The following is a 16,873-nucleotide window of genomic DNA, read 5'->3' on the forward strand; positions in this document are numbered from 1 at the left end:
TCCTATTTAACCACAGTTTGTGCCCCATCCCGGCCGTGCGAATACCACCTCGGCGGCCCGTTGAGGATAGAATACGCAGGCGTTTGCATAAACCTGTACATAAACCCAGTATCGAATTGACAAGCCTGACCACGTATGGCCACTAAAAAACCCGCATCCGACTACAGCGAATCATCGATTCGCGTCCTCAAGGGCCTGGAGCCCGTCAAGCAGCGCCCGGGCATGTACACCCGTACCGAGAATCCGCTGCACATCATCCAGGAGGTGATCGACAACGCCTCCGATGAAGCGCTCGGCGGCCATTGCAAGAATATCGTCGTGACCCAGAACGCGGACGGCAGCATCACCGTGGAGGACGACGGCCGCGGCATCCCGGTCGGCCTGCACCCGGAGGAAGGCGTGCCGACCGTGGAGATCGTGTTCACCCGCCTGCACGCGGGCGGCAAGTTCGACAAGGGCTCGGGCGGCGCCTATGCCTTCTCGGGCGGCCTGCACGGCGTGGGCGTGTCGGTCACCAACGCGCTGTCCAAGCGGCTGGAGATCACGGTCTGGCGCAAGGAGCCGGACGGCAACGGCCTGCACAAGCTGGCCTTCGAGCATGGCGACGTGGTCGAGCCGCTGTCGTCGGCGCCCGCGCCGCGCGACGGCAAGAAGTCCGGCACCCGCGTCACGGCCTGGCCCGATCCCAAATACTTCGATTCGCCGCTGATCTCGCAGGTCGAGCTGCAACGGCTGCTGCGCTCCAAGGCCGTGCTGCTGCCCGGCGTGTCCGTCACGCTCACCAACGCCAAAACGGGCGACACCCAGACCTGGCAATACAACGAGGGCTTGCGCGGCTACCTGACGGAAGCGCTGGCCCAGTGCTCGAACGGCGAGACCGTGATCCCCCTGTTCGAAGGCGCGCAGTTCGCCGGCCCGGACGCGGAGGGCTTCGCCGAGGGCGAAGGCGCGGCCTGGGTGGTGGCCTGGACCGAGGAAGGCGCCGTGGTGCGCGAATCGTATGTGAACCTGATCCCCACCCCGAACGGCGGCACCCACGAATCGGGCCTGCGCGAAGGCTTGTTCGGCGCCGTGAAGAACTTCGTCGAGATGCACTCGCTGCTGCCCAAAGGCGTCAAGCTGCTGCCCGAGGACGTGTTCGCGCGCGTCTCGTTCGTGCTGTCGGCCAAGGTGCTTGATCCGCAGTTCCAGGGCCAGATCAAGGAGCGCCTGAACTCGCGCGACGCGGTGCGGCTGGTGTCGACCTTCGCCAAGCCGCCGCTGGAATTGTGGCTGAACCAGCACGTCGAATATGGCAAGAAGCTGGCCGAACTGGTGATCAAACAGGCCCAGTCGCGCCTGCGCTCGCTGCAGAAGGTGGAGAAGAAAAAATCGTCGGGCGTGGCCGTCCTGCCGGGCAAGCTGACGGACTGCGAATCGTCGGACGTGCAGCGCAATGAACTGTTCCTGGTCGAGGGCGACTCGGCCGGCGGCTCGGCCAAGATGGGCCGCGACAAGGAATTCCAGGCCATCCTGCCGCTGCGCGGCAAGGTGCTCAACTCGTGGGAGACCGACAAGGACCGCCTGTACGCCAACAACGAGATCCACGACATCGCCGTGGCCATCGGCGTCGATCCGCACACGGCCGGCGACACGCCCGACCTGTCCGGCCTGCGCTACGGGAAGATCTGCATCCTGTCCGATGCGGACGTGGACGGCTCGCACATCCAGGTGCTGCTGCTCACGCTGTTCTTCCGCCACTTCCCGGCGCTGATCGCCAAGGGCCACATCTGCATCGCCCGCCCGCCGCTGTACCGCGTCGACGCGCCGGCGCGCGGCAAGAAGCCGATCCAAAAGCTGTACGCGCTCGACGACGGCGAACTGGTGGCGATCGAGGACAAGCTGCGCAAGGACGGCGTCAAGGACGGCGCCTGGGCCATCTCCCGCTTCAAGGGCCTGGGCGAGATGAACGCCGAGCAGCTGTGGGAAACCACCATGAACCCGGATACGCGGCGCCTGCTGCCGGTGGCGCTGGGCGAATACGCGCACACGGAATCGGCCGCCCGCTTCAACATGCTGATGGGGAAAGGCGAAGCTGCCGCCCGCCGCGCCTGGATCGAGGAACACGGCAACGAAGCCGAAGCCGACATCTGATCCCCCGAATACACAACGACTAGACCATGACTCAAGCCAATCTCTTTGACGATCCCCTGCCGGAGCCGGAAGACGCGGGCACGCCCGGCGGCCCCACCGACGGCGGCGAAACGCTGACCCTGTCCACCTTCGCCGAACGGGCCTACCTCGATTACGCCATCTCCGTCGTCAAGGGCCGCGCCCTGCCCGACGTGTGCGACGGCCAGAAGCCGGTGCAGCGCCGCATCCTGTACTCGATGAACGAACTGGGGCTGAACGCCACGGCCAAGCCGCGCAAGTCGGCCACCGTGGTGGGCGACGTGCTCGGTAAGCTGCACCCGCACGGCGACCAGTCGGTGTACGACGCGCTGGTGCGCATGGCGCAGGACTTCTCGCTGCGCTACCCGCTGATCGACGGCCAGGGCAACTTCGGCTCGCGCGACGGCGACGGCGCGGCCGCGATGCGGTACACGGAAGCCCGCCTGACCCCGATCGCCAAGCTGCTGCTCGACGAGATCGACCTGGGCACGGTGGACTTCCAGCCCAACTACGACGGCTCGTCCGAGGAACCGTCGCTGCTGCCGGCGCGCCTGCCGATGGTGCTGCTGAACGGCGCCTCCGGCATCGCCGTCGGCCTGGCGACGGAGATCCCGTCGCACAACCTGAACGAGGTGGCGCAGGCCACCGTGGCCATGATCCGCAACCCCAAGATCGGCCACGACGAGCTGATGGCGCTGATCCCCGGCCCGGACTTCCCTGGCGGTGGCCAGATCATCACGCCGGCCGCGCAGATCCAGGAGATGTACGCGACCGGCCGTGGCAGCATGAAGGTGCGCGCCCGCTGGAAGATCGAAGAACTGGCGCGCGGCCAGTGGCAGGCCGTGGTCACGGAACTGCCGCCCGGCACCTCGTCGCAGAAGGTGCTCGAGGAGATCGAGGAACTGACCAATCCCAAGGTCAAACTGGGCAAGAAGGCGCTGTCGCCGGAACAGCTGGCGCTGAAATCGCTGATCCTCAATTCGCTCGACACCATCCGCGACGAATCGGGCCGCGCCGCCCCCGTGCGTCTGGTGTTCGAACCGAAGTCCAAGAACCAGGACCAGACCGACTTCATGCTGATGCTGCTGGCCCATACGTCGCTGGAGACGTCGGCCTCGATCAACCTGGTGATGATAGGCGGCGATGGCCGTCCGCGCCAGAAGGGCCTGGGCGAGATCCTGCAGGAATGGATCGACTTCCGCTTCGAGACGGTGACCCGGCGCAGCAAATTCAAGCTGGGCAAGGTGGACGACCGCATCCACATCCTGGAGGGCCGCGAAACCATCCTGCTCAACATCGATGAAGTGATCCACATCATCCGCAATTCGGACGAACCGAAGGCGGCCCTGATCGAGTGCTTCAAGCTGTCGGACCGCCAGGCCGAAGACATCCTGGAAATCCGCCTGCGCCAACTGGCCCGCCTGGAAGCGATCAAGATCCAGCAGGAACTGGCCGACCTGCGCAAGGAAAAGCAAACGCTGCAAGACCTGCTCGACAACCCATCGTCGATGAAGCGCCTGATCATCCGCGAAATCGAAGCGGACGCCAAGCTGTATGGCGACGCGCGCCGCACGCTGATCGAGGAAGCGCAGAAGGCCGTGGCCGAGCAGAAGGTGGTGGACGAACCGGTCACCGTCATCATTTCGCAAAAAGGCTGGGTGCGCGCGCGCACCGGCATCGGCCACGACGCGACCCAGTTCACCTTCAAGGCCGGCGACGCCCTGTATGGCGCGTTCGAATGCCGCACGGTGGACACCCTGCTCGGCTTCGGCGGCAACGGCAAGGTGTACTCGGTGCCGGTGGCGGCCCTGCCCAACGCGCGCGGCGACGGCGTGCCGATCACCACGCTGGTCGATTTGTCCGGTGGCGCCCGCATCGAGCACTACTACGCGGGACCGGCCGCCACCCAACTGATGCTGTCCACGACGGCTGGTTATGGCTTCCTGGCCAAGGCCGGCGACATGGTCAGCCGCATCAAGGGCGGCAAGGCCTTCATCACGCTGGACGAAGGCGACCTGCCGCTGCCGCCGGCCGTGGTGCCTTCCACGGCCAGCGCCGTGGCGGTGGTGTCGGAAGGCGCGCGCCTGCTGGTGTTCGGCCTGGACGAGATGAAGACGCTGGCCAATGGCGGCCGTGGCGTGATCCTGATGGAGCTGGACGCCAAGGAAAGCCTGGTGGCGGCCCGGCCGATCAGCCAGAAGGGCGTGCTGGTGAACGGCATCGGCCGTGGCGCCAAGCCGCAGGAACTGCGCATCGTCGGTGAAACGCTGCTGGGTCACATCGGCAAGCGCGCCCGCAAGGGCAAGCCGCTGGCCTCCAAGATCAAGCCGGAAACGCTGACGGCCATCGCCTGATCCACCGTCAAAAAAACAAACCGGGGTCAGGTCATGCGATCACGCAAGATGCGTGAGCGCATGACCTGACCCCGGTTTTTTTACGACGCGCGGGCGGCTTACTTCATCGCGTCCGGCTGCTCGGCCTTGGCGACCTTGGTGCGGTGGTGCTTGGCCTTGGTCTTGGCTTTCGCTTGCGTGGCCTCCGGCTTGGCGTCCATGGCCGTCTGGTCAGCCTGCGCGGCCGCCTTCATGTCGGTCGCGTCGGCCTTGACGGCGGCGGCGTTGGCGTCCATCTGGGCGGCGGGCGCGGCTTGCGCTTCGGTGGCCGGAGCTGCGGGTGCGGCAGGCGCCATTGGTGCCGCAGCCGCTGCGGCCGGCGCGGCGGCCGGTGCTGCGGCTGGGGCGGCGTCCGTTTGCGGTGCAGCAGGCGCCTGGGCGTAGGCGGCGGTGGCCAGCACGGAGGCCAGCAGGGCGGTCATCAGCTTAGTCATCTTCACTCCTTTTTAAGGTTCGGTTAAGCGAAGTGCAGGTTAAGGGTCGCACTGTTGCCGCTCTGTGCGTTACATAACCAAGCTCGACAATTTCCTGCCGGCAGCGCCCGCCCCGTCAGTGTGGCGCGGGCCGCGAATACAGGTCGATGATGGTGCTGATGGCGTCCTGGCACACGGTGCAGAATTGCTCGCTGCGGTCGAACATCATGCACTGCAGCTGCGGGCGATAGTAGCCGGTCGCCTCGTAATTGGCGCCCTCGAACGCGCCCACCGCATGCCGGTTGGGCGCGCGCGAAAACAGCTCCTCCTCATGCGCCAGTTCGCGTTTGAACAGCGCGCTCATCTCGGACTCGGGCCGCTGCGCCTTGCGCAAGGCCACCCGCTGCTGCTGGATGTCACGCGAATAGGCTTCGAACTCCGCCTTCGGCCACGGCGTGGGCAGCGCCGTTCCCGCCGCCACGAACTTCTTCCACTTCACATTGGCCGGATCACGCAGGGCCGTGGCGTTCGGCTCCCACGGCTCGACCCTCGCGCCGCTGGGTTGGTACACGGCCGGCGACGTGTAGTACTCGTCGGCCAGACCGGCGAAATGGTGGCCGAATTCGTGGATGAACAAATACTTGGCCCAGTCGCTGTTGGCGGCCGCCGTACTGAACTGGCCGAAGATGCCGCCCCCGCCATAGGTGTCGTTGTTGACGATGATCTCGATGAATTCGTAGGGCGCGTTCTGCGCCAGTTCGCGCAGGGCGCGGTTGTCGGTGGCCAGCACATAGCGCTCGCTGCCGAAAATGTCGTAGCGCGTGCCGAGGCGCGAGGCGTGATGCACGCCGGTGGATGGGCGCGAGACACCCGATTCCGGCGTCGGCGCGGCCAGCGCCCACACGTTGAAGTCACCGGCCCGCTCGCGGAACGGCGACACGGAGAACAGCTGATCGGCCATGCGGCGCGCCGTCGCTTCGAACTTCTTCATTTCACCGGCCGTGTAGCCGTCGCCCAGGATCAGCAGGTCCACCTTGTCGGGCGACGGGCCGCTCACGCGGATGGGGATGGGGCGCAGCGCCGACGGTTCCTGCTTGCGCACCACGTCCGGCGCGTCCGGGTCCAGCTCCGTGCTCCAGGCCAGCGTGAAGGCGTTGTTCTCGTCGCGCTTGAGGATGCGCACGGTGACGGCGTGGTCAGGCTTGGGGAAGCGCACCGACTCCTCGAAGCCGCGATTGACCTTCTCCGCCTCGGCCGTCGAACGCCACTCGTTGAACACGGTGGAAAAGCCGCGCGAGTACAGCAACTTGCCGCTGGCCTTGTCCACCACTTCCACCTTGTTGACGCCACGATCCGTGTCGTCCACCGTGCGCGCCATGTTGCCCGGCCACGGCAGCGGTTCGATCACGACGCGCTCGATGGCGTACTGCTCGGTACTGGCGTTGCCAGTGTGCAGGTAGTCGAGGCGTAGGGTGGCGGGTGCGGGGGCTTGCGCGGCAAAGGCGGCAGCGACGGGCAGCGTGACGGCGCAAGCCAGCGCGGCAGCCAGCACACGGCGCGTGGCGGAATAAGGGAGGCAAAAATTCATGGCGGCTCCTGGAGACGGATTCAATCGGCAAGTGGGCCGTATTGTAAATCCGTCGTTGCCTTCCGGACGCCGGGGACGAGGAAAAAAGCGGGCGACCCGCGATGGTCGCGCCGCCCTATTGGTATTACTTGTACTGATACAGCGGCAGCTGCAAGTGGATAGGCCGGATATCGAGCCGCAAGTTATAGATCGAATACGCCTCGGCCATCGGCGACTGGTAGCCCACGCTGTCGGCCGTCTTGGTGAACTTGAACTCGAAGCCCAGGTCCGGCGACGCTTCGTCCGGCGGCGACAGGGCCAGGCCCAGCGCTTCCTCCTGGCTGTTGTCGATCAGCTTCTCCATCAATTGCACGACGGCGTTGCTGCCCAGGATGTCGCCGCTGAACACGGGCATCTTCGAATACGGCCGCGCCGGATCGAGCTTGCCGGCCGCCTTGTCGGGCGCGGGCGTGTAGCGGCGCGTGGCCAGACTGTACTTGTCGCCATGATCCAGATAGCTGATCACGACGTTCTTGACGTTGAATTCGGCCGCCGCCTCGTCTGTCGTGGCGCGCGACAGGTCGATCAGCAGCGCGCCTGTGTAGCCGACGATTTCCACTTCACGCCGGCTGTCGATCACCATGGCGGTGTTCTCGTCCACCCCCAGCCCGATCTGGTAGCCCTTCTTGAGCATGGCGGGGATCATGCGCGCGAAGCGACCGCGCACCAGCAGGTGCTGGTCGACGAACACGTCGTCGCCGATGAAGCCGAGCCCCGGCGCGATCTCGCGCCCCTCCGTCACGCCCTGCTTGAGCGTGGCCAGCACGGTCTTCGGTTCGTAGAACATGGTGCTGCTCATGATGGCAGCGCCAGCGCTGGTGCCGGCGATCACGCCGCCGCGCCGGTACACTTCCCACACGGCGTCCAGGGTGGCGCTGCGCTGGCCGTCCTCGCGCAGCAGCGCGCGCGTGATGCGGGCCTGATCGCCGCCGGCGAAGAACACGCCGCCAGCGTGGCGCACGGAATCGGCCAGACGGGCGTCGTCGGCGGCCTTGCGGAAGTCGCTGTCGGCCAGCTTGACGGCCACCGGCACCAGGAAGGCATTGGCGCCATATTGGTCAAGCCGCTTGATGATGGACAGGCCGGCCTGCTCAGGATAGGCCGAGGCGGATGGAAACACGGCGATGCGGGCGCCCTTGCCGCCGGCTAGCTGCACGATGCGCTGCCACACTTCGGCGTTGTCGCCCCGCAGGCCGCCGCCGATGATGACCAGCGAGCCCTTGGGCGCCGGCGCCTCGTCGGCGTACAGGTTGCCCGCAGCGCAGCATAACAACGCCGCGCTCCCCAGATAAGCCAGCAAAGTCTTGAGCACTCGCATATCTCGTCCGATCCAGGAAATCAGGCCGGGCCAGAATACTCCCGCCTCAGGAGACAATATACCTGATTTGGCGGCTGGGTTTATGAGCGCGCAAATATATCCCCTTTTCCGGTCATGTCCGGCGGCGCAGGATGGCCTTGCCGCCATGTTTTCCACCCCGGTCCAGGACGAATTGTCGCCATTTGCCCCCGCCACGGCCCCCAATCGCGCCCGATCCGGCCCGATTTATGCTGTGGCGGGCCATCCTTGTTTATAATCAATCAAATCTTCCGGACCACCTAGCCTCTTCTTATCACCATGACAGCACAACTCTCCAAAAAAGCCGAAGCCTGGTCGGCGCGTTTCTCCGAACCGGTCTCCGACCTGGTCAAGCGCTACACCGCCTCCGTCTTCTTCGACAAACGCCTGGCCAAGGCCGACATCCAGGGCTCGCTGGCCCACGCCGAAATGCTGGCCGCACAGGGCATCATCAGCGCCGCCGACCGCGCCGAGATCGAGCGCGGCATGACCCAGATCGCCCAGGAAATCGACGCCGGCCAGTTCGAATGGCTGCTGGACCTGGAAGACGTGCACCTGAATATCGAAAAACGCCTGACCGAACTGGTGGGCGACGCCGGCAAGCGCCTGCACACGGGCCGCTCGCGCAACGACCAGGTGGCCACCGACATCCGCCTGTACGTGCGCTCGGCCATCGACGACATCCTGGCCCTCCTGGCCTCGCTGCGCGGCGCCCTGACCGATCTGGCCGAGGACAACGCCGACACCATCCTGCCCGGCTTCACCCACATGCAGGTGGCCCAGCCCATCACCTTCGGCCACCACATGCTGGCCTACGTCGAGATGTTCGGCCGCGACGCCGAGCGCATGGCCGACTGCCGCAAGCGCGTCAACCGCCTGCCGCTGGGCGCGGCCGCGCTGGCCGGCACCACCTTCCCGATCGACCGCGTGCACGTGGCCAAGACCCTGGGCTTCGATGACGTCTGCCACAACTCGCTGGACGCCGTCTCGGACCGCGATTTCGCCATCGAATTCACGGCCGCCGCCTCGCTGATCATGACCCACGTGTCGCGCATGTCGGAGGAACTGGTGATCTGGATGAGCCCACGCGTCGGCTTCATCGACATCGCCGACCGCTTCTGCACCGGCTCGTCCATCATGCCGCAGAAGAAGAACCCGGACGTGCCGGAACTGGCGCGCGGCAAGACCGGCCGCGTATACGGCCACCTGATGGGCCTGCTGACCCTGATGAAAGGCCAGCCACTGGCCTACAACAAGGACAACCAGGAAGACAAGGAACCGCTGTTCGACACGGTCGACACCGTGGTCGACACGTTGCGCATCTTCGCCGACATGGCCAGCGGCATCAGCGTCAAACCCGACGCCATGCGCAGCGCCGCCCTGCAAGGCTACGCCACGGCCACCGACTTGGCCGACTACCTGGTCAAGAAGGGCCTGCCGTTCCGCGACGCCCACGAAGCCGTGGCGCGCGCCGTGCGCGCCTGCGTGGACCAGGGCTGCGACCTGGCCGACCTGTCGCTCGAGCAGCTGCGCGCCTTCTCCGACCTGATCACCGACGACGTGTTCGCCGTGCTCACGCTGGAAGGCTCGGTGGCCGCGCGCGACCACGTGGGCGGCACCGCGCCCAACCAGGTGCGCGCCGCCATCGCCCGCGTGCGCGCCCAGCTGGCCGGCTGACCCCGGCGCGCGTTCACTGCGCGCGCCGGCCGCAGGCTGTCCATGCTGCCCATGCCGCTCCCATACGGGGCGGCATGCAAGACATAACACGGGGCGCCCACGCAGCGCCCCGATCGCAACGCCAAAAACGAGAACGAGGAGACCTGAATGTTTATGTCGATATCGCGGGCCATCGACCTGCTCAACGAAAAAGTGGCGAACGTGGTGGCCTATGCGCTGCTGGCGGCCGTCGCCATCTGCACCGTGAACGCCCTGGTGCGTTACATCTTCAACGCCAGCTCCAACGCCTGGCTGGAAATCCAGTGGTATCTGTTCGCGGCCATGTTCATGCTGGCCGCCAGCAATACCCTCAAACGCGATGAGCATGTGCGCATCGACGTGATCGCCGGCCGCTTCTCCAAGCGCACCCAGGTCTGGATCGACCTGTTCGGCTTCGTGTTCTTCCTGATGCCCATCTCGCTGGTGATCCTGTACTTCGGCGTGCCGTTCGCGATCGGCTCCATCCAGAGCGGCGAAATGTCGAGCAACGCCGGCGGCCTGATCGTGTGGCCGGCCAAGCTGCTGGTGCCGGCCGGCTTCGCGCTGATGGTGCTGCAGGGTGTCTCCGAGATCATCAAGCGCATCGCCTTCCTGGCCGGGAAGATCGACGGCCATGAATTCGCCAAGCATGTGGCCACGCCGGAAGAAGAAATCGCGGCCATCAAGGCCGCCAACAAGCTGCAGTAATCCCCCACACACAATAAGAGCGGAACGCGAGACATGGAATTATTCTTGACAGCGAATCTGGCGCCCATCATGTTCGGCGCCCTGGTGATCTTCCTGCTATCGGGCTTCCCGGTGGCGTTTTCCCTGGCCGCCAACGGCCTGTTCTTCGGCCTGGTGGGCATCGAGCTGGGGCTGCTCAACATCGAGCTGCTGCAGGCGCTGCCGAACCGCATCTTCGGCATCATGGCCAACGATACGCTGCTGGCCATCCCCTTCTTCACCTTCATGGGCCTGGTGCTGGAACGCTCCGGCATGGCGGAGGACTTGCTCGACACCATAGGCCAGTTGTTCGGCCCCATCCGCGGTGGCGTGGCCTACGCCGTGATCTTCGTGGGCGCGCTGCTGGCCGCCACCACCGGCGTGGTGGCCGCCTCCGTGATCTCGATGGGCCTGATCTCGCTGCCCGTGATGCTGCGCTATGGTTACGACAAGCGCCTGGCCTCGGGCGTGATCGCCGCCTCCGGCACGCTGGCCCAGATCATCCCGCCGTCGCTGGTGCTGATCGTGATGGCCGACCAGCTGGGCCGCTCCGTGGGCGACATGTACAAGGCCGCCTTCGTGCCGGGCCTGCTGCTGACGGTGATGTACGCCGGCTTCGTGCTGCTGATCTCCATCTTCCGGCCCAAGATGGTGCCGGCCCTGCCGCTGGAAGCGCGCAACCTGCGCGAACCGAACGGCGACAGCGGCGTGCGTTCGCTGCTGGCCCTGCTGGTGGGCGCCACCGCCGCCTCGTACGCGTTCGCGCGCTACTACGGCGCCGGCCATCCGGCGCTGGCGGCCGATGAACTGGGCATCTTCTCGGCCGGCGTGGGCATCGTCGGCGCCTTCCTGTTCGCGCTGCTCAACCGCCACCTGAAACTGGGCCTGCTGTCGCGCATGGCCGAACGCGTGGTGTTCGTGATGATCCCGCCGCTGGCCCTGATCTTCCTGGTGCTGGGCACCATCTTCGTCGGCCTGGCCACGCCCACCGAGGGCGGCGGCATGGGCGCCGCCGGCGCCATCATCCTGGCCATGCTCAACGGCCGCCTGTCGTGGGGCCTGACGAAGCAGGCCATGCATTCGACCACGCGCCTGGCCTGCTTCGTGATCTTCATCCTGATCGGTTCGACCGTGTTCTCGCTGGTGTTCCGCGGCGTGAACGGCGACCTGTGGGTCGAACACCTGCTGTCGTCCCTGCCCGGCGGCAGCACCGGCTTCCTGATCGTGGTCAACCTGATGTTCTTCCTGCTGGCCTTCTTCCTCGACTTCTTCGAGCTGGCCTTCATCCTGGTGCCGCTGGTCGGTCCCGTGGCCGACAAGCTCGGCATCGACCTGATCTGGTTCGGCGTGCTGCTGGGCGTGAACATGCAGACCTCGTTCATGCACCCGCCGTTCGGCTTTGCCCTGTTCTACCTGCGCTCGGTGGCCTCGAAAGAAGTGAAGACCTCCGACATCTACTGGGGCGCCATCCCGTTCGTGCTGATCCAGATCATCATGGTGGCCTTAATCATCACCTTCCCGCGCCTGGTGTCGGTGGAGAAGAAGGTCGACATGCACGAGCAGCTGGAACTGAAGATCGACACCCCGTCCAGCGAGGAGAGTGCGCCGCCGCCCGAGCAAAAGCAGGATGACGAGGCGCCGCAGCTGAACTTCTCGACCGACACGGACAAGAAGTGATGCGCGACCTCCGCGCCACCGCGCCGGCGCCAGCCCGCCGGCCTGCCCTCACCTACCGCAAGCCGCAGCTGGGCCGCGACTACTGGGTGGCCGACGGCATCCTGCCCAACGCGGACGCCGTCTCGCAGCGCTGCTTCGGCAAGGCGGAATGGGAGCTGGGCGCGCCGCACCGGGCCGAACCCTGGCCCGGCATGCGCAGCGCCGGCGCGCTGCTGCCGGACGAACTGGCGCAGGTGGAGGCGTGGGTGAAGAAGGTAACGGGCGCCAGGCGGCTGTGGCAGGAAGCCACGCCGCAGGGCAGCACGCTCAATCACAACTACGTGCAGCTGGTGGGCGGTATCGAATCGGGCGCACGGCCGCACACGGATTCGACCAAATTGTGCCGCTACGCGGCCGTGATCTACCTGTCGCCCGATCCGCTGCCGGCGGCCGGCACCTCGTTCTACCGGCTGCGCTATCCGGACGGCACGCTGGGCGGCAATGTCTGCAGCCCGCCGCACGCCAATCTGCGCGAGGCGCTGGGCGTCACCAGCCTGCCGCCGCAAGCGTGGCAGGAGGATCTGCGAATCGACAACGTCTACAACCGCATCCTGCTGTACAAGGCCAACCTGGTGCACTCGGCCAGCGGCTACTTCGGCTGCGACCATGCCGACAAGCGCATGACGGCCGTGTTCTTCTGGATGGCGTAAGCGGCAAGGGCCCGCCGCCGATGGCGGGCCGCCCTGGGGCGCGCCTGTCTTAGCGCCCCAGTCCCGGCCGGGACGGCGCCACGATCTTGGACAGCACCGAGAACGCGGCCCCGGTCTGGTTCTGCTCCAGCAGCAACGTCAATTCCGTGTAGGTGCAGATCATGTTGACGAGGCTGATCTTGTCCCACGCCAGTTGCTTGAGCACGGCGTGGTAGATGCCCGGCGTGCGGCAGGTCTCCGGATTCAGGTGCAACGTCACCGCATTCAGGTTCTCCAGCCGCGCCAGCAGGCGCTCGCCGTCGAACACCTGCTCCACCACGCCGGTCAGCGGCCGGCTGCAGATCACCATCACCTCGTTCACGCCGCGCGTGACGGTCATGAAGGCGCCGCGCACCGGCTCCGTCAGCGCCAGCAACTGGCGGTGGCATTCGTGCGTGTGCTCGGAATAGCGGAACGTGAATTCCGTCAGCTCGGTGCGGGTGGTCAGCTCGCCCGTCTTCTGGGCCACCACGATCTGGCTGTCGCGCACGGGCGGCAGGCGCTCGGAGACGCGCCGCAGCGCCATCACCACGGCCGCCTGGCCGACCGGCTTCCACAAATCACTCTCCAGCTGCGGCTGCAGCTGGCGCGCCAGTTCCGATAAATTGATCAGGCCACGGCCCAGCCCTTCGGTCAGGAATGCCGATTCCATGACGATGCGCTCTACTTTGGTAGCTATCGACAGCATAGTGAACTCCCGCTTGCGTCGCGCCGTCCCGACGCGGCGGGCAAAGGGGCCCCGCGGGACGGCGTACATATCCACTGAAATGACAAAGGCGCCATGCACCCGGGCTGGGTGGGCACGGCGCGGACCGGACAGCTCAGAAGCCGTGTTAAGTGGGAGGGGGCAGCGCGGCGCTGATCACGTTGCGGGAGAGGCGATCGTGTCTGGACAGACGTGGGTGAGCAGTCATGTTTTTCTTCCTGTGGTTCCCGATATGCGCGATGTGCCGAGGGTCGTGCCCCGCGCTTTTTGTATGTCGGCCGGAATGGTATTCCGCCCGCCTTGCAACCTAGTGTAATTCGCAATATTAAATTTTCGCAACCTTTACCTTGCGCCAAGACAGGCGAAGTGTTGCTTATCACGCGAATTTAGAGTGTTACACCTATTCCGTGGCGCAATTCACACAAAACCGCCCTATCGTGCGCGATTCCCACGCCAAGTTGCGGTAAAAGCGGCCGCGATGATGCTTTTGAGAATGTCCCATTTTTAACATTTTTGTGTCTTGCGACCAATTTTCCAAGTTTTTTGACTTGGCCCCAGCCAACGGCATAGTGTGCCCCCTGCCCGTTGTTTCCGCCCCATCCAGCGCCCGCCCGGCCACCCCGCCGGGCAAGCGCGGGAAACGCCGGGCTGGCCACCGCTACCCCCGGCCAGACCTTCAATCGAACGAACATACCCCATGGAGAAGAGATGAATTTACGTAAGACCTTACTTGCCGCATCCATCGCCGCCCTGCCGGTGGTGGCGTCCACCGCCGCCCACGCGGCCGGTCCCCTGATGGCGGCCCCCGTCGCCCTGGCTTCTCCACAAGAGAGCGCCAGCCTGGTGGCCAAGCTGACCGCCAAGGACAGCGCGCTGGGCCTGGGTGCGCAACACAGCTTCCAGATCGCCAGCCAGCATCCGGGCGTGGCGGGCACCAAGATCGTGCGCCTGAACCACACCTACAACGGCTTGCGCGTGTTCGGTTCGGAAGCCGTGGTCGTCACCAACGCGGCCGGCGACATCGTCAGCCAGTCCGTCTCCGAGCGCCGTCCCGGCGTCCATGTCGCCGACGCGCGGGGCCGCGTCGCCATGGCCACCCCGGCCGCGCCGGACCTGACGCCCACCCTGAGCGGCAGCGACGCCATCGCGCTGGTGGTCAAGCAGGTGGCGCCGCGCGGCGTGCACCGCTGGATGCCGACCTCGGAACTGCTGGTCTACCCCGTGATGAAATCGGTGCGCATCGCCTCGGCCCTGAACAAGGCGGAAGCGGATCTGAACGCGCTCGACCTGGAGCAGGTGATCGACCACTACGAGCTGGCCTACCTGGTCCACACCCGCATGGCCGACGGCACCCGCCTGGTCTACCATGACACGGTGGTCAACGCCAAGACGGGCGCCGTGATCGCCCAGTGGAAGGCCCTGCAGACCGTGGTCGGCACCGGCAACAGCCAGTACAGCGGCACGGTGCCCATCAACACCACCCTGAGCGGCAGCACCTACTCGATGAAGGACGCCTCGCGCGGCACGGGCGGCACCTACGGCGGCATGGCCATCACCAACGCCAACCACAGCTCGGCCAGCAGCCCCAGCGCCGGCAGCATCTACACCAACTCGACCAACACCTGGGGCGACGGCCAGAACTACAGCGGCGGCAGCACCACCAGCGCCAACGGCCAGACGGCCGCCGTCGATTCGCTGTGGGGCCTGATGAACACCTACGACGGCATGAAGAACGTGCTGGGCTGGTCCAGCCTGGACGGCAACAACACCGCCACCTACATCGCCGTCCACGTCGACAACTCCTACGACAACGCGTTCTACGATTCGGGCTGCAAGTGCATGTACATCGGCGACGGCAGCAGCTTCAAGAGCCTCGATTCGATCGACGTGATCGGCCACGAGATGTCGCACGGCGTGACCGATTCCAGCTCCAACCTGAACTACTCGGGTGAATCGGGTGGCCTGAACGAATCGAACTCCGACATCGGCGGCGAGATGATCGAAGCCTACGCCCACGGCGGCGGCACCGGCACCGTGGTGCCGGCCACCGGCAACGACTGGATGATGGGCAAGGACATCTCCAAGGACGGCCAGCCGCTGCGCTGGATGTACAAGCCGAGCAAGGATGGCAGCAGCCCGGATGCCTGGACCAGCACCATCTCCAGCCTGGACGTGCACTACAGCTCCGGCCCGAACAACCGCATGTTCTACTTCCTGTCGCAAGGTTCCAGCGCCGATTCGACCAGCGACTACTACAGCCGCTACCTGGTCAAGAGCCCGGCCAACATGACCGGCATCGGCAACGACAAGGCATGGCGCATCTGGTTCAAGGCCAACACCACCAAGTTCACCTCCACCACCAACTACGCCGACGCGCGCGCCAAGGTGCTCGCTTCGGCCCAGGAACTGTATGGCGTGGGCAGCCCGGAAGCGATCGCCGTGCAGCGCGCCTACGCGGCCATCAACGTGGGCAGCGACGTGGATGAAGTGGCGGGCGGCGGTGGCGTAAGCATCAGCACCCAGCCGGCCAGCATCACCGTGGCGGCCGGCTCCACGGCATCGTTCGCCGTCGGCGCCACGGGCGGCACCGCGCCTTACACCTACAAGTGGTACCGCAACGGCGCCCTGATCAGCGGCGCGAACGCGGCCACCTACAGCTTCACGGCCCAGAGCACCGACAACGGCGCCGTGTTCAACGCCACCGTGACCGATTCGTCGGCCACGCCGGTCACGGCCACCTCGGGTAACGCCACGCTGACCGTCAGCAGCACCGGCGGCACCACCGAGCGCGTCACCAACGGCGGCTTCGAGTCCGGCACCACGGGCTGGAGCGGCAACACGGGCGACATCGGCTCCTTCAGCGGCGAGGCAGCCTACGAAGGCACGAAGTACGCCTGGATGGGCGGCAACGGCAGCGCCATCACCGAGAAGCTGACCCAGGCCGTGGTGATCCCGTCGACGGCCACCAGCGCCACGCTGAGCTTCGCACTGCACATCGACACGGCCGAAAGCGGCAGCACCGCCTACGACAAGCTGACGGTGAGCGTGAAGAACAGCGCCGGCACCACGCTGGGCACGCTGGCCACCTACAGCAACGTGAACGCGGCTTCGGGCTACCAGATCCGCAGCTTCAACCTGTTGCCGTACAAGGGCCAGACCGTGACGCTGTCGTTCTCGGAGACGGAGGACTCGTCGCTGCAAACCTCGTTCGTGATCGACAAGGTCAGCGTGCTGACCCAGTAAGCCGCTGAAGCGGTAACGCAGTAAAACCCGGCGGCGCTGTTGTATCGGCGCCGCCGGTTGCAGAGCAACATTGCCTTTTTTGCAGCAGCGGTCTAAGGTAGCGCAGGGCTGTCCGACCGTTGAGATTTTTTCGATTGTGAACCACCGATGCGTACACCGAATATCCCCGCCGTGCCCT

General features: G+C 65.8%; 11 protein-coding genes. 7 read left to right on the forward strand and 4 right to left on the reverse strand.

The window, feature by feature from the left end; all coding sequences use genetic code 11:
- Positions 1-135: 135 nt before the first annotated feature.
- Together H3H37_RS21020 and parC are read left to right on the forward strand one after the other, a co-directional pair.
- Positions 136-2,133: a DNA topoisomerase IV subunit B gene (locus H3H37_RS21020; protein WP_182166170.1), complete on the forward strand. Its 1,998-nt coding sequence runs from the start codon at positions 136-138 to the stop codon at positions 2,131-2,133.
- A 26-nt stretch (positions 2,134-2,159) separates the two neighbouring features.
- A complete protein-coding gene (parC, locus tag H3H37_RS21025; RefSeq protein ID WP_182166172.1) occupies positions 2,160-4,505 on the forward strand; it encodes a DNA topoisomerase IV subunit A in 2,346 nt (781 codons plus the stop codon).
- A 98-nt stretch (positions 4,506-4,603) separates the two neighbouring features.
- On the opposite strand, the gene H3H37_RS21030 is transcribed toward parC, so the two are convergent.
- From H3H37_RS21030 to H3H37_RS21040, 3 genes are all read right to left on the reverse strand, one after another.
- Entirely contained in the window at positions 4,604-4,978 is a 375-nt protein-coding gene (locus H3H37_RS21030; RefSeq protein WP_182166174.1) for a hypothetical protein, read from the reverse strand.
- A 115-nt stretch (positions 4,979-5,093) separates the two neighbouring features.
- The gene (locus H3H37_RS21035; protein ID WP_182166175.1) at positions 5,094-6,545 is read right to left on the reverse strand and encodes an IgA Peptidase M64; all 1,452 of its coding nucleotides are present in this window, start codon (positions 6,543-6,545) and stop codon (positions 5,094-5,096) included.
- A 124-nt stretch (positions 6,546-6,669) separates the two neighbouring features.
- Entirely contained in the window at positions 6,670-7,902 is a 1,233-nt protein-coding gene (locus H3H37_RS21040; RefSeq protein ID WP_182166177.1) for a cyanophycinase, read from the reverse strand.
- A gap of 297 nt (positions 7,903-8,199) precedes the next feature.
- Between H3H37_RS21040 and argH the strand changes: the two genes are divergently transcribed.
- From argH to H3H37_RS21060, 4 genes are all read left to right on the forward strand, one after another.
- On the forward strand, positions 8,200-9,597 hold the full coding sequence (argH, locus tag H3H37_RS21045) for an argininosuccinate lyase (protein WP_182166179.1): 1,398 nt from the start codon (positions 8,200-8,202) through the stop codon (positions 9,595-9,597).
- 153 nt (positions 9,598-9,750) lie between these two features.
- Positions 9,751-10,323, forward strand: a complete 573-nt coding sequence (locus tag H3H37_RS21050; RefSeq protein WP_182166352.1) for a TRAP transporter small permease subunit — start codon at positions 9,751-9,753, stop codon at positions 10,321-10,323.
- 33 nt (positions 10,324-10,356) lie between these two features.
- Complete coding sequence (locus tag H3H37_RS21055) at positions 10,357-12,018, forward strand: TRAP transporter large permease (RefSeq protein WP_182166181.1); 1,662 nt, start codon at positions 10,357-10,359, stop codon at positions 12,016-12,018.
- Positions 12,018-12,707, forward strand: a complete 690-nt coding sequence (locus H3H37_RS21060; RefSeq protein ID WP_182166183.1) for a DUF6445 family protein — start codon at positions 12,018-12,020, stop codon at positions 12,705-12,707. Before H3H37_RS21055 ends, H3H37_RS21060 begins: the two co-directional genes overlap by 1 nt.
- 49 nt (positions 12,708-12,756) lie before the next feature.
- Here H3H37_RS21060 and H3H37_RS21065 read toward each other — a convergent pair whose 3' ends face one another.
- A complete protein-coding gene (locus H3H37_RS21065) occupies positions 12,757-13,434 on the reverse strand; it encodes a hypothetical protein (RefSeq protein ID WP_182166185.1) in 678 nt (225 codons plus the stop codon).
- A gap of 726 nt (positions 13,435-14,160) precedes the next feature.
- On the opposite strand from H3H37_RS21065, the gene H3H37_RS21070 reads away from it, so the two are divergent.
- Positions 14,161-16,695 carry a M4 family metallopeptidase gene (locus tag H3H37_RS21070; RefSeq protein WP_182166187.1) on the forward strand — a complete coding sequence of 845 codons (2,535 nt, stop codon included), beginning with the start codon at positions 14,161-14,163 and terminating at the stop codon, positions 16,693-16,695.
- The last annotated feature ends 178 nt before the right edge of the window (positions 16,696-16,873 follow it).

This window comes from Rugamonas brunnea, assembly GCF_014042345.1.
GTDB classification, from domain to species: Bacteria; Pseudomonadota; Gammaproteobacteria; order Burkholderiales; family Burkholderiaceae_D; genus Rugamonas; species Rugamonas brunnea.